Origin of the sequence: Rhizobium pisi (assembly GCF_003938655.1) — a bacterium.
GTDB lineage: Bacteria > Pseudomonadota > Alphaproteobacteria > Rhizobiales > Rhizobiaceae > Rhizobium > Rhizobium pisi.
Map to the genome: position 1 here is coordinate 106,972 of NZ_RJJT01000003.1, position 13,571 is coordinate 120,542.

12 protein-coding genes are annotated in these 13,571 nt (G+C 61.0%); 6 read left to right on the forward strand and 6 right to left on the reverse strand.

From position 1 onward, the window contains the following. Position 1: 1 nt before the first annotated feature. Positions 2-1,003, forward strand: coding sequence for an ABC transporter ATP-binding protein (locus EFD55_RS05100; RefSeq protein WP_125843531.1), 1,002 nt, complete (start codon positions 2-4; stop codon positions 1,001-1,003). 69 nt (positions 1,004-1,072) lie between these two features. Here the strand turns inward: EFD55_RS05100 and EFD55_RS05105 are convergent, their stop codons facing one another. The 6 genes from EFD55_RS05105 to EFD55_RS05130 form a co-directional block, all read right to left on the reverse strand. Further along, positions 1,073-1,378 (reverse strand): NIPSNAP family protein, encoded by a 306-nt coding sequence (locus EFD55_RS05105; protein WP_012758329.1) that lies wholly within the window; start codon positions 1,376-1,378, stop codon positions 1,073-1,075. Positions 1,379-1,576: 198 nt separating this feature from the next. Then, complete coding sequence (locus EFD55_RS05110; RefSeq protein ID WP_125843532.1) at positions 1,577-2,638, reverse strand: ABC transporter ATP-binding protein; 1,062 nt, start codon at positions 2,636-2,638, stop codon at positions 1,577-1,579. A 12-nt stretch (positions 2,639-2,650) separates the two neighbouring features. Beyond that, entirely contained in the window at positions 2,651-3,439 is a 789-nt protein-coding gene (locus tag EFD55_RS05115) for an ABC transporter permease (RefSeq protein WP_125843533.1), read from the reverse strand. Beyond that, positions 3,436-4,329, reverse strand: a complete 894-nt coding sequence (locus tag EFD55_RS05120) for an ABC transporter permease (protein WP_125843534.1) — start codon at positions 4,327-4,329, stop codon at positions 3,436-3,438. Before EFD55_RS05120 ends, EFD55_RS05115 begins: the two co-directional genes overlap by 4 nt. Positions 4,330-4,400: 71 nt before the next feature. Beyond that, on the reverse strand, positions 4,401-5,504 hold the full coding sequence (locus EFD55_RS05125) for an ABC transporter substrate-binding protein (RefSeq protein ID WP_125843535.1): 1,104 nt from the start codon (positions 5,502-5,504) through the stop codon (positions 4,401-4,403). A gap of 188 nt (positions 5,505-5,692) precedes the next feature. After that, positions 5,693-6,565 carry a MurR/RpiR family transcriptional regulator gene (locus tag EFD55_RS05130; protein WP_125843536.1) on the reverse strand — a complete coding sequence of 291 codons (873 nt, stop codon included), beginning with the start codon at positions 6,563-6,565 and terminating at the stop codon, positions 5,693-5,695. 176 nt (positions 6,566-6,741) lie between these two features. Between EFD55_RS05130 and EFD55_RS05135 the strand changes: the two genes are divergently transcribed. The 5 genes from EFD55_RS05135 to EFD55_RS05160 all read left to right on the forward strand — a co-directional run bounded on the left by EFD55_RS05135 (position 6,742) and on the right by EFD55_RS05160 (position 13,439). Further along, positions 6,742-7,512 carry an N-formylglutamate amidohydrolase gene (locus EFD55_RS05135; RefSeq protein ID WP_125843537.1) on the forward strand — a complete coding sequence of 257 codons (771 nt, stop codon included), beginning with the start codon at positions 6,742-6,744 and terminating at the stop codon, positions 7,510-7,512. Positions 7,513-7,631: 119 nt separating this feature from the next. Beyond that, on the forward strand, positions 7,632-9,194 hold the full coding sequence (locus EFD55_RS05140) for an amino acid permease (RefSeq protein ID WP_125843538.1): 1,563 nt from the start codon (positions 7,632-7,634) through the stop codon (positions 9,192-9,194). Between the two features lie 142 nt (positions 9,195-9,336). Next, entirely contained in the window at positions 9,337-10,704 is a 1,368-nt protein-coding gene (locus EFD55_RS05145) for a glutamine synthetase family protein (RefSeq protein ID WP_125843539.1), read from the forward strand. 201 nt (positions 10,705-10,905) lie between these two features. Beyond that, complete coding sequence (locus EFD55_RS05155; RefSeq protein WP_125843541.1) at positions 10,906-12,291, forward strand: aldehyde dehydrogenase family protein; 1,386 nt, start codon at positions 10,906-10,908, stop codon at positions 12,289-12,291. Then, a complete protein-coding gene (locus EFD55_RS05160; RefSeq protein WP_125843542.1) occupies positions 12,288-13,439 on the forward strand; it encodes an iron-containing alcohol dehydrogenase in 1,152 nt (383 codons plus the stop codon). The genes EFD55_RS05155 and EFD55_RS05160 overlap by 4 nt, the downstream gene beginning before the upstream one ends. The last annotated feature ends 132 nt before the right edge of the window (positions 13,440-13,571 follow it).

The window sequence follows — 13,571 nt, forward strand, 5'->3', positions numbered from 1 at the left end:
AGTGGGATCGCTTCAACTCAAATCCATCCGCAAGACCTATGGCACGCATGAGGTGCTGAAAGGCATCGACCTCGAAGTCAAGGACGGTGAATTCGTCATTTTCGTCGGGCCGTCGGGCTGCGGGAAATCGACGCTGCTGCGCAGTATTGCGGGCCTTGAGGACGTCACGTCAGGCGCCGTGGTCATCAACGGTCGCGATGAGACGCTGACGCCGCCGGCCAAGCGCGGCATCGCCATGGTGTTCCAATCCTACGCGCTCTATCCGCACCTGACAGTCAAGGACAATATGGGGCTTGGCCTCAAGCAGGCCGGTACGGCCAAGGACGAGATCGACAAGCGCGTCAACAAGGCGTCCGGTATGCTCTCGCTGGAACCTTATCTGGCGCGGCGGCCGGCCGAGCTTTCCGGCGGCCAGCGCCAGCGCGTCGCGATCGGCCGCGCCATCGTGCGCGAACCGGAACTCTTCCTGTTCGACGAACCGCTGTCGAATCTCGATGCGGCACTGCGCGTCCAGACCCGCCTCGAGATCGCCCGGCTGCACCGCAGCCTGCAGGCGACGATGATCTACGTCACCCACGACCAGGTCGAGGCGATGACGCTTGCCGACAAGATCGTGGTGCTGAATGCCGGTGCGATCGAGCAGATCGGCTCGCCGATGGAGCTTTATAACCGCCCGGCCAATGTCTTCGTCGCAGGCTTCATCGGCTCGCCGCAGATGAATTTCATTGCGGGCGAGAAGGTCGGCGATCACAGCGCCAAGACGATCGGGGTACGCCCCGAACACATGACGCTGTCGCGCGAGCAGGGGACCTGGGCTGCGAAGGTCGTGCATGTCGAGCATCTCGGCGCGGACACGATCATCTATCTGGAATCCGACCAGTGCGGCCTGCTGACGGCGCGCCTATTCGGCGAGCACCAGTATGAGCCCGACGAGATCGTCTATGCGAGCCCGGACCAGGCGCATGTGCATCGTTTCGATGCCGACGACCGCGCGATCCGCTGAACCGATGACAGAACGAAAAGCCCGGCCAGCGTGCCGGGCTTTTTGCTTCCCGTCGGCGTGCGGGTGCGATCAGCCGAGCACGGGCCGCATGAAGCTGCGTTCATAGCTGACGATACTGCGGTTGCGTTTGTCGAGCTCGAAAGCGGCCTGACATTCCGGATCGCTTGCCATGCGCGTGCGATAGTCTTCGTAGGCGGCAAGGCTCGGGAAGGAAAACAAGGCCACGGCAATGTTGTTGGCGCCTTCGGACGGCAGGAAATAACCGTGATGGGTGCCGCCCATCCTGTTGACGATCGGAATCCAGAGCCGGGCATATTCCTCGAATTCGGCAAGCTTGTATGGATCGATCACATAGCGCAGGTGGCAGGTAATCATTGAAATATCCCATCGTGTAAAATGCCGGGCGGAAAGCTGCCTGGCTGATTTGGTTTGTTCAACTTCTGGCACGGAGCTGGGGGAGTTCAAGTGCTTCGCAGTGATGGCTGCATCACCTTTTCTGACAGTTCGGGCGGCCTGAAATGAAAAAAAGGCGCCGCGTCGGCGGCGCCTTTCGGACGAGGTCGCGTTGCCGGATCAGTCGCGGATGATCAGCAGGTCGGCCGCCATGAAGCGCAGCGTGACGGTTTCGCCGGCCTGCGGCGGGGTGGTGCCCGGGCTGTTGAACATGTCGAACGAGATGACGTTGCCGCCGACGTTCATGCGGGTGCGGATAACCGAACCCAGGAAGTGAGCCGAGACGACCTGACCGGTCAGCGCGGTATCACTTCTGGCGCTGTCGGAGAGCGAACCTGCTTCCGGGCGCAGCGCCAAAGAGACGGTCTCGCCTGCCTTGTGGGCTGCGACCGACTGTTTCAGCGTAATTTTCTGATCGCCGATCTGGATGAGGTTGGTGTCGGGATCGACGACCTTGGCTTCGATGAGGTTCAGCGTGCCGACGAAGGAGGCGACGAAGCGCGTTGCCGGCGTGTTGTAGATCTCGAAGGGCGAACCGATCTGGTCGGCCTTGCCGGCATTCATGACGACGATGCGGTCGGAGATCGACAGCGCCTCTTCCTGGTCGTGGGTGACGAAAACAGTGGTGATGCCGAGCTGCTGCTGGATCTGTCTGATTTCCTCGCGCAGCGACACGCGGATCTTGGCGTCGAGTGCGGAGAGCGGCTCATCGAGCAGGAGGACCTGCGGCTTGACGGCAAGCGCGCGGGCAAGGGCGACACGCTGCTGCTGGCCGCCCGACATCTGGTAGGGGTAGCGGTCGGCCAGGTGATCGAGCTTGATCAGGCCGAGCATTTCCTTGACGCGGGCGTCGATATCGGGCTTCGGCGCGCCGGCGACCTTGAGGCCGAAGGCGACATTGTCGTGCACGGTCATGTTGGGGAACAGAGCGTAGGCCTGGAAGACCATGCCGATATTGCGCTGGTTCGGTTTCAGCGAGCTCTGGTCTTTGCCGTTGATCGTCAGCGTGCCGCCGGTCGGCGTTTCGAAGCCGGCGATCATGCGCAGGACGGTCGTCTTGCCGCAGCCAGACGGTCCGAGGAAGGAGACGAACTCGCCCTTCTCGATATTCATGTTGAAGTTCTTGACGACCTGAACCGGGCCGAAGGATTTCTGAATGTTGGTCAGTGTGAGAAAAGACATGAGCCAGATACCTTAAGCCTTTGCCGGGGCGGCTTTGCCGAAGCGGGAAACGAGATTGAGCAGGCCCATGCTGAGCCAGGTGATCGAGAAGGCGATGACAGCGAGCGCCGAAGGCTCATAGGCCTTGTTGGCGCCGACGAGCTGTAGGTAGGGACCGAAGGCCGGACGGTTGAGCAGTGCGGCGAAGGTGAATTCGCCCATGACGATCGCGAGCGTGATGAAGGCGCCCGAGAGCACGCCGCTCATGACGTTCGGGAAAATGCACTTGAACATGATGGTCGTCCAGCGGGCGCCGAGGCTCTCGGCCGCCTCCGTCAGGGTGCGGACGTCGATGGCGCGCATGGCAGTATCGACGGCGCGGTACATGTAGGGCAGGGACAGCGTGATATAGGAGAAGACCAGCAGGATGTTGGTGCCGGTCGTCGAACCCGTCAGCGGCAGATAGGACGACGAGTTGTACATCCTGAGGTAACCGAAGACGATAACGATTGCCGGAATGACGAGCGGCAGCAGCGTGATGAATTCGACGACGGGGCGCATCTGCGGCAGACGCAGCCGCACCCAATAGGCCGTCGGCACGACGAGCAGCATGCCGAAGACGATGGTCAGCAACGCCATCAGCATGGAATAGCCGAAGGTCTCGCGGAACTGAATGTCTGAGAAGACCGATTCATAGGCATCGAAGCTGTATTCTCCGCGGCGCATGCGCAGCGAAAACTCGATCGTGCCGATCAGCGGAATGACGAAATAGGATGCACCCAGAATGACGGCAATCCAGGCTCCGAGACGTTGAGCTTTCATTTCTGCCACCGTTCGGCGCGCATGCGCAGCATGAGGTAAAGGACGTTCGAGACCCCGGTTATGACGATCATGCCGAGCGCGATGGCGTAACCAAGGTTGGCATTGTGCAGGACGTCGCCGCGGATCTGCGCGTAGAGCAGGATCGGCACGATGTTCAGCGAGCTGCCGGTGAGCGCGAAGGCGGTAGCGATGGCGCCGAAGGCGTTGGCGAAGAGCAGCAGCGTCGTGCCGAGCAGGCTCGGCCAGAGGATCGGCATTGCGACCATCGTCCAGTATTGACGGTTGGTCGCGCCTAATATCTGCGAGGCTTCACGCCATTCCTTCTTCATGCCGTCGAGAGCGGGCGTCAGGATCAGCACCATCAGCGGGATCTGAAAATACATGTAGGTGATGGTGAGGCCGAAGAAAGACAGCAGGTTGAAACCTGTGCTGTAGAGATTGAAACCGAACCATTCACGCAGCAAGAACGTCACAAGGCCGGTGCGGCCGAGCGTTGCGAGAAAGGCGAAGGCAAGCGGCACGCCGGCGAAGTTCGAGGCGACGCCGGAGAAGGTCAGCAGCGTCGAGCGCACGGAGGCGGGAAGACCGCCGAGCACGACGGCCCAGGCGAGAAAGAAGCCGATCAGCGCACCGCCAAGGGCTGACGCCACCGAGACGCGGATACTGATCCAGTAAGCGCTGATGATCGATGGGGTAAAGAGATCGCCGATATTCTTCAGCGTGAGGTCGCCCTCGGGCGTCAGGAATGCGCCCGCCACGAGATAGAGCGTGGGGATGATCAGGAAAAGCAGGGAGAAAATGATGAAGGGTGCAATGCCCAGCCAGTCGATCACACGGTCTCGGTTGATCAAGGGGGCGCTGCTCACCATAGGCGTTGACACGGTGCTCATGGAAAAGCTCATCCTGGGGCGTGGAGTGAGAAAACCTCCCCGCCTTTTGGGCGGGGAGGCTGGATCGGAGATTACTTGACGGCGGCGCCGACGACGGAATCCCAGTTCTTGGTGATGGCTTCCTTGCCGGCAGCCTGTTCTTCGAGCGTCGGGAAGACAGCCTTTTCATAGGCTGCTGCCGGCGGCAGCTTGTCGAGCAGGTCCTTCGGGATCTTGTTTTTCTTGGCAAGATCGTTGAAGCGGATCGGGTGGCAATAGCCCTTCAGCCAGCCGAGCTGACCTTCGTCGGAATAGAGGTATTCCATCCAGAGCTTGGCAGCGTTCGGGTGCGGAGCGAAGGCGGAGATAGCCTGGACGTAGACGCCGGCGACGACGCCGGTCTTCGGAACGATGACCTCGAACGGCGGGTTGCCCTTCAGGCTCTGGCCCCAGGAGAGGGCGTTGTAGTCCCAGGCGACGATGATCGGCGTGGAGCCCTGCGCGAACGGAGCAGCCTTGCCGACAACCGGTACGAAATTGCCGCTCTTGTTGAGTTCGGCGAAGAACTTCAGGCCTTCTTCGCCTGCCTTGGCGGCGTTACCGCCGGATGCCGAAAGACCAGCGGCATAAACGCCCTGGACAGCCTGGTTGGCTGTGCGCGGATCGCCAGCAAGGGCGACGGTGTTTGCGTAGTCGCTCTTCTTCAGATCGGCCCAGTCGGCCGGCGACTGCTTGACGAGGTCCTTGTTCACGAGGAACGAGAGGACGCCGTAATAGTCGCCGTACCAGAAGCCGTCGGCATCCTTTGCGGTGTCCGGGATCGAGTCCCAGGTCGATACCTTGTAAGGCTGGATCAGGCCGTCCTTCTTGGCGGACGGACCGAAGGAGAGGCCGACGTCGATGACGTCAGGAGCCTGCGGGCCGGTGTTGCCCTTGTTGGCCTTGATGGCTTCGACTTCGTCGCCCGAACCTGCATCCGGGTTCAGTTCGTTGACCTCGAGGCCATACTTGGCCTTGAAGCCGGCAATGACGTCACCATAGCCGCACCAGTCGTGCGGAAGAGCGATCGTCGTCAGGGTGCCTTCCTTCTTGGCGGCAGCGATAAGTTCAGCGCTCGGCTCAGCAGCGGCAATCGCGGTCGAAGCCACGATCATCGCAGTAGAAAGTGAAAGCAGTCGAGAAAGGTTAGAGATCACTGTTGTTCTCCTTCGGGTTTCAGTGTCTGGCGATGCTGTTAATGAGCTTGCATGAAGCTTGTGTGACACTTGGATGACGTTAATTTTGCCATGAATGGCAAGCGTTTGCGACGGATGGTTTATTTGCGACAGCGCCATCGGTTTTCGCGAAAAGCCGTCATTGTTTTTCCTTTGTTTTAGCCGCCCTCCTACCCCGGTTTGCGGAAAAGCTTGGTCTGCTCGAACAGGCCTTCCAGCGTCTTCATGCGCTCCTTCGTCTCGTCCCAGGTCGAATTCTGAACAGCCTCGATCAGCGCTTCGACGATGAAGAGAGTGACGACGGAAGAATCCCAGGCGGACGGCGCCTCAATCCGGACGCGGAAGGCATGCCTGGCAAGCTTGGCGGCAGGCGAGCCCCACTGATCGGTGAACACCACGATTTCGGCGCCGCGCTTGCGGGCGGCGGTGGCAAGGCTCACCATCTCCTGCTCGTAGCGGCGGATATCGAAGATGATCAGGACGTCGCCGGCATTCATGTTGAGGACATATTGCGGCCAACTGCTGGAATTCGACGACAGCAGCGTCGTTGCCGGCCGGATCACCTGCATATGAGTGAAGAAATATTCGGCGAGCGCGCCGGTGATGCGGCCGCCGGCGAAATAGAGGCCGCGCTTGCGGTCCGACAGCAGCGCGGCGACGTTGTCGAAGGTCGCGGTGTCGAGATCGGTCAGCGTCTGGCGCAGGTTGCCCATGATGGCATCGGCGAAACGGTTGAGGATATGCGTGCCCGGCGCGTTCTGCGCCCAGCGATCGTGCTTGGCTATCGGGTTGGAGATCGTCGCCTCGACTTCCTGATGCAGATGCGCCTGGAAATCGGGATAGCCCTTGAAGCCGAGCTTCTGGACCATGCGCACGACGGTCGGCGTCGAGACGCCGGCATTCTCGGCGATGGTGGTGATGCTGCCGAGGCCGGAAACCGGATAATTGTCTAGAAGGCTTTCCGCCAATTGCTTCTCGGCGCGCGTCAGCACCCCAAGATGCGAGTGGATGACGTCCGAAACCGTCTTCGACGCAGTTGTCACTGACTTTGCTCCCCGGGATGGTCTAGCGCCACTTTCCCACCCAAAGTTAACAACGCTGTCATAATCCATGTCAACTGCCGTCATGAAAAGAAATTTTCAGCGGATGCTTGACAGCGGCCGAAAGCTGAAGAATTCTTTTCTTATAAATATTTTATTAAGGGACAGGAGTGGCGCCTTTGGTGCTGGCCCAGCCGAAAATCCTCAGCGAAGCCGATGGCGAATGCGTCGGGATCGAGCGTATTGGCGGCCGCAGCCCTGTGCTGCTGGTTTGCGAGCACGCTTCGAACACGCTTCCTGCCCGGTTCGGCGATCTCGGCCTGTCCAGCGAAGCGCTCTCGAGCCATATCGCCTGGGATCCGGGGGCTCTAGCGGTTGCGCGCGGCATCTCCAAAGCGCTCGACGCCACACTTGTCTATCAGCGCTTCTCCCGGCTGATCTACGATTGCAACCGTCCGCCGAGTTCGCCGGGCGCCATGCCGGAGACGAGCGAGATCTACGTCATTCCGGGCAACAAGGATCTGACCGACGAAGAGCGCCTTGCGCGCACGGACGCACTCTATGTGCCTTTCCACGACGCCATTCGCGAGCTGATCGGCGATCGTCGGGCGAGGGGCCAGGACAGCGTCATCGTGACGATGCACAGCTTCACGCCGATCTATCACGGCCGCCAACGCGCCGTCGAACTCGGCATATTGCACGACGAGGACAGCCGGCTCGCCGACCGCATGCTTGACGCTGCGGCCGAGGCGCCGCTCTACCGAACGGAACGCAACGAGCCTTACGGGCCTAAGGACGGCGTGACTCACACGCTGATCCTGCACGGGCTTTCGAACGGCTTGCGCAATGTAATGATCGAGGTCCGCAACGACCTCCTCACAGACGATGGCGGCCAAGGGGTCATGGCCGACTATCTGACAGGGCTTCTCCAGCAAAGCCTGGACGCCTGATAAAAAAGAAGACCCGAGGGAGCAGTTTATCTGCGGACGTCCGCACGGCGCAAATGCCGCGGACAATTGGCACTGGACCGGCCCGCAATCCCGCGGCCGATCGTGAACAGGGGGAAGTCATGTCGGACTATACCGAACTGGACAAAAAGCAGGATGTGCACATCCTGCATTCCATGGGCTATGCCCAGGAACTCGAACGACGCATGAGCTCGTTCTCGAATTTCGCCGTATCATTCTCCATCATCTGCATTCTCTCCGGCGGCATCAATTCGCTGGCGCAGGCAACCTCGGGTGCCGGCGGAGCCGCTATCGGCATCGGCTGGCCTGTGGGATGCTTCATCTCGCTCGTCTTCGCCGTCGCCATGGCGCAGATCAGCTCGGCCTATCCGACGGCCGGCGGCCTCTATCACTGGGGTTCGATCCTCGGCAACCGCTTCACCGGCTGGCTGACCGCCTGGTTTAACCTGCTCGGTCTCGTTACCGTGCTCGGCGCCATCAATGTCGGCACCTATTATTTCTTCATGGGGTCGTTCGGCACCAGCTATTTCGGGCTGACGGACACGACGTTGGTGCGCATCGTCTTCCTCGTCATCATCACCGGCGCGCAGGCGCTCGTGAACCATATGGGCATCGGACTTACCGCGAAGCTGACCGACTTTTCGGGTTATCTGATCTTCGCGACCTCGATCGCGCTGGCGGCCGTCTGCCTGATTGCAGCGCCCTCCTACGAGATCAGCCGTCTCTTCACCTTCGCCAACTATTCCGGCGAAGCCGGCGGCAATGTCTGGCCGTCCACCTCGGGCGCCTGGGTCTTCCTCGTCGGCCTGCTGCTGCCGATCTACACCATCACCGGCTACGACGCCTCGGCGCATACGTCGGAAGAAACGGTCAAGGCCGCCGAGTCGGTTCCGCGCGGCATGGTCGCGTCCGTCCTGTGGTCAGCGCTTTTCGGCTACATCATGCTGTGCGCCTTCGTCCTCATGCTGCCGAACATGGACGATGCGGCCAAGCAGGGCTGGAACGTGTTCTTCTGGGCGATGGACAGCCAGGTGAACCCGATCGTCAAGGACATTCTCTACCTCGCCATCCTGGTCAGCCAGTGGCTGTGCGGTCTTGCGACCGTCACTTCGGTCTCGCGCATGATCTTCGCCTTCTCCCGTGACGGCGGTCTTCCGGCATCGAAGGCGCTGTCGAAGGTCAGCCCGCAGTATCGCACGCCGGTGGCCGCGATCTGGACCGGCTCGATCCTGTCGGTACTTTTCGTCTGGTTCACGTCACTCGACTTCATGAAAATCGGTGACACGCCGGTTTATACGATCGTCGTCTCGTGCACCGTCATCTTCCTCTTCTTCTCCTTCGCGATTCCGATCACGCTCGGCCTCTTCGCCTGGGGCACATCGAAGTGGGACAAGATGGGTCCGTGGAACCTCGGCGAAGGCGCCTTCAAGCTCTTTGCCGTGCTCACGATCATCGCGATGGTCCTGATCTTCATTCTCGGCATCCAGCCGCCGAACGGTGCTGCGCTCTACGTTACCGTTGGCTTCCTCCTGCTGACCGCGATCGTCTGGTTCGGTTTCGAAAGCCGGCGCTTCAAGGGTCCGCCGATCGGCGCCGATGTGGCAAAGCGTCAGGCCGAGATCGCGGCGGCCGAAGCAGCCGTCGGCGAAAGCGGCGAACGCTAAACATCGAGCTTCCCTCTCAAAGGATGGGGCCGCGTCCTGCGGCCCCATCGGATCAACGAAAGCGCATCGGGCCGCGATCTCAGGCCGAGCGCATGCGATTTCGTTGCCCCGATCTCTCAATTCCAATTCAGGCGGATCAATCATGAGCAGCAGTTACACAATCGACGATCTCAGGAAGGATGTTGCCGAAGGGCGCATCGACACGGTTCTGGCCTGCCAGGTGGACATGCAGGGCCGGCTGATGGGCAAGCGTTTCCAGGCGGAATATTTCGTCGAGAGCGCCTGGAAGGAAACGCACAGCTGCAACTATCTGCAAGCGACTGACATGGAGATGGAAACGGTCTCCGGCTACAAGGCGACGAGCTGGGAGAAGGGCTACGGCGACTACACGATGAAGCCGGATCTGGCGACGCTGCGCCGTATTCCCTGGCTGGAGGGCACGGCGCTCGTGCTCTGCGACGTGCTCGATCATCACACGCACGAAGAGGTCGCCCATTCGCCACGGGCGATCCTGAAGAAGCAGGTGAAGCGCCTCGAAGACATGGGCATGAAGGCCTACATGGCTTCCGAGCTCGAATTCTTCCTGTTCGACCAGACCTACGAGGCTGCGCAGGCTTCCGGCTACCGCAACCTCAAGCTCGCCAGCGCCTATAACGAGGACTATCACATCTTCCAGACCACCAAGGAGGAAGAGGTGATGCGGGCGATCCGCACCGGGCTGCAGGGCGCCGGTATTCCGGTCGAGAATTCCAAGGGCGAGGCTTCGGCCGGCCAGGAAGAAATCAACGTGCGGTATGCCGACGCGCTCGCGATGGCCGACCGGCATGCGATCATCAAGAACGGCTGCAAGGAGATCGCCTGGTCGAAGGGCAAGGCCATCACCTTCCTCGCCAAGTGGAACTATAATGCCGCTGGCAGTTCCTCCCATATCCACCAGTCGCTCTGGAGCCTCGAGGAAAAGCCGCTGTTCTTCGACCATGCCGGCAAATACGGCATGTCGCCGCTGATGCACAATTACGTTGCCGGGCTTCTCTCCCATGCGAGCGAGATCACCTATTTCCTGGCGCCTTACATCAATTCCTACAAGCGCTTCATGGCCGGCACCTTTGCGCCGACCAAGGCGATCTGGAGCAAGGACAACCGTACTGCCGGTTATCGCCTCTGCGGCGAGGAAACCAAGGGGATCCGTATCGAATGCCGCGTCGGCGGCTCCGATCTCAATCCCTATCTCGCCTTTGCCGCGCTGCTTGCCGCCGGCATCGACGGGATCGAGAACAAGCTCGAACTCGAAGCTCCCTTCGTCGGTGACGCTTACGGCGGCAAGGACATTCGCGAGATCCCGCGCACGCTGCGCGCGGCTTCGGCCGCGATGACGGAATCGGCAATGCTGCGCAAGGCCTTCGGCGACGATGTGATCGACCATTACACCCGTGCCGCCGAATGGGAGCAGGAAGAATACGACCGCCGCATCACCGATTGGGAAGTGGCGCGCGGTTTCGAAAGAGCTTAATAGGCATTTGCGGGCTGCTTGCCCCTCACCCTAACCCTCTCCCCGCATGCGGGGAGAGGGGACTTGCCATGCGAGACGTGGCGGGGAACGGAGAGATTGCGGCATTCCCCTTCGCCCCGTTTACGGGGAGAAGGTGCCGGCAGGCGGATGAGGGGCTGTCGCCCACCTGAATTTTGATCAATACGAGGATGGAAATCGATCATGGCAATGATCCAATGCATTTCACCGGTGGACGGATCGGTCTACGCCGAGCGACCGGCACTTTCACTTGACGCTGCCAAAGACGTTGTGGCGCGCGCCCGCAAGGCGCAGAAGAGCTGGGCGAAACGGCCGCTCGAAGAGCGTGTCCAGCTTGTGCTGAAGGGTGTGGCGCGGCTGAACGAGATGTCTGACGTCGTCGTGCCGGAGCTTGCCTGGCAGATGGGCCGTCCGGTCAAATACGGCGGCGAATACAGGGGCTTCAACGAGCGCTCCAACTATGTCGCCTCGATCGCGGCGGACGCGCTGGCGCCTCTCGTCGTCGAGGAGAGCGAGCGTTTCGAGCGCCGCATCGAGCGCGAAGCGCATGGCGTCGTCTTCGTCGTAGCACCCTGGAACTATCCCTACATGACGGCGATCAACACGATCGCCCCGGCGTTGATGGCTGGCAATACGGTGGTGCTGAAACATGCCTCGCAGACGCTTGTTGTCGGCGAGCGGCTGGTGCAGGCCTTCATCGAGGCCGGCGTTCCCGAAGACGTGTTCCAGAACGTCTTCTTCGATCACGAGACGACGTCGGCGCTGATTGCCGCCGGCAGCTTCAATTTCGTCAACTTCACCGGATCGGTCGAAGGCGGACGGTCGATGGAGCGGGCCGCTGCCGGCACTTTCACCGGCCTCGGCCTCGAACTCGGCGGCAAGGATCCGGGCTATGTCATGGAAGACGCCGATCTCGAAGCGGCGGTCGATACGCTGATGGATGGCGCCACCTATAATTCCGGCCAGTGCTGCTGCGGCATCGAGCGCATCTATGTGCATGAGTCGCTCTATGACGCCTTCGTCGAGAAATCGGTCGCCTGGGTGTCGAATTACAAGCTCGGCAATCCGCTCGATCCGGAAACCTCGCTCGGGCCGATGGCGAACAAGCGCTTCGCCAAGGTGGTGCGCGAGCAGATCGCCGATGCAGTTTCCAAGGGTGCCAAGGCGCTTGTCGACCCTAAGCTTTTCCCTCAGGATGACGGCGGCGCCTATATCGCACCGCAGGTTCTCGTCGATGTCGACCATTCCATGGCCTTCATGCGCGAGGAAACCTTCGGCCCGGCGGTCGGCATCATGAAGGTGAAGAGCGACGAGGAGGCACTCGCTTTGATGAACGACAGCCAGTACGGGCTGACGGCTTCGCTCTGGACCAAGGATGTCGAACGGGCTGCACGTCTCGGCCGCGAGATCGAAACAGGCACCGTTTTCATGAACCGCGCGGACTATCTCGATCCGGCGCTCTGCTGGACCGGCGTCAAGGAGACCGGCCGAGGCGGCTCGCTGTCGATCATCGGCTTCCACAATCTGACTCGTCCGAAATCCTTCCATTTGAAGAAAGTCACAGCATGAGCAGCAACATCACCGCAAACTGGAGCTATCCGACATCGGTCAAGCTCGGCCGGGGCCGCATCAAGGAACTGGCCGACGCCTGCAAGAGCCTCGGCATCAGAAAGCCGCTGCTGGTGACCGACCGCGGCCTCGCCTCGATGGCGATCACCAAGAACGCGCTCGATATCCTCGAAGATGCCGGCCTTGGCCGGGCGATCTTCGCCGATGTCGATCCAAACCCGAACGAGAAGAATCTCGAAGCCGGTGTCAGGGCCTTCAAGGACGGCGGCCATGACGGCGTCGTCGCCTTCGGCGGCGGCTCCGGTCTCGATCTTGGCAAGTGCGTCGCCTTCATGGCCGGCCAGACGCGGCCGGTCTGGGATTTCGAAGATATCGGCGACTGGTGGACGCGCGCGAGCCTCGAAGGCATCGCGCCGATCGTTGCCGTGCCGACGACGGCAGGCACCGGTTCAGAAGTCGGCCGCGCCAGCGTCATCACCAATTCCGAAACGCATGTGAAGAAGATCATCTTCCATCCGAAGTTCCTGCCCGGCGTCGTCATTTCCGATCCGGAACTGACCGTCGGCATGCCGAAGATCATCACGGCCGGCACCGGCATGGATGCCTTTGCCCATTGCCTGGAAGCCTATTCTTCGCCCTTCTACCACCCGATGTCGGCCGGCATCGCGCTCGAAGGCATGCGGCTGGTCAAGGAATTCCTGCCGCGCGCCTACAGGGAAGGCACCGATCTCGAAGCCCGCGCCAATATGATGGCTGCCGCCGCCATGGGCGCGGTCGCCTTCCAGAAAGGGCTTGGCGCCATCCATGCGCTGTCGCACCCGATCGGCGCCGTCTATAACACCCATCACGGCATGACCAATGCTGTGGTGATGCCGGCGGTGCTGCGCTTCAACCGCGCTGCCATCGAGGAGAAGATTGGCCGGGCGGCCGCCTATCTCAGCATTTCGGGCGGTTTCGACGGCTTCTACGATTACGTGCTGAAGCTCCGCTCCGATCTCGGCGTGCCGGAGACACTGACGGCGATGGGAATCGCCCCCGACCGCATCGATGAATTGTCGGCCATGGCGATCGAAGATCCGAGCGCCGGCGGCAATCCGGTTGCAATGACGCTCGAAAATACCAAGGCGCTTTTCAGGGATTGCTTCTGACAATTGAAGGCGGACCTGCAGACTGGCCCGGAAGGCTTTGGCTTTCCGGGCCTTTTTCGTTTCAAGGCATCCCTAATTTTAGGGATGTGAAAAATAACAGGCTGCAATTTCGGCGGGCGCGTTTGGAATTTG

What these genes read in the sequence shown, in the direction of transcription:
- EFD55_RS05140 (WP_125843538.1), top strand. Translation starts at nt 7,632, where the DNA reads ATGTCGGACTATACCGAACTGGACAAAAAGCAGGATGTGCACATCCTG.
- EFD55_RS05115 (WP_125843533.1), bottom strand. Translation starts at nt 3,439, where the DNA reads ATGAAAGCTCAACGTCTCGGAGCCTGGATTGCCGTCATTCTGGGTGCA.
- EFD55_RS05105 (WP_012758329.1), bottom strand. Translation starts at nt 1,378, where the DNA reads ATGATTACCTGCCACCTGCGCTATGTGATCGATCCATACAAGCTTGCC.
- EFD55_RS05110 (WP_125843532.1), bottom strand. Translation starts at nt 2,638, where the DNA reads ATGTCTTTTCTCACACTGACCAACATTCAGAAATCCTTCGGCCCGGTT.
- EFD55_RS05120 (WP_125843534.1), bottom strand. Translation starts at nt 4,329, where the DNA reads ATGAGCACCGTGTCAACGCCTATGGTGAGCAGCGCCCCCTTGATCAAC.
- EFD55_RS05160 (WP_125843542.1), top strand. Translation starts at nt 12,288, where the DNA reads ATGAGCAGCAACATCACCGCAAACTGGAGCTATCCGACATCGGTCAAG.
- EFD55_RS05155 (WP_125843541.1), top strand. Translation starts at nt 10,906, where the DNA reads ATGGCAATGATCCAATGCATTTCACCGGTGGACGGATCGGTCTACGCC.
- EFD55_RS05145 (WP_125843539.1), top strand. Translation starts at nt 9,337, where the DNA reads ATGAGCAGCAGTTACACAATCGACGATCTCAGGAAGGATGTTGCCGAA.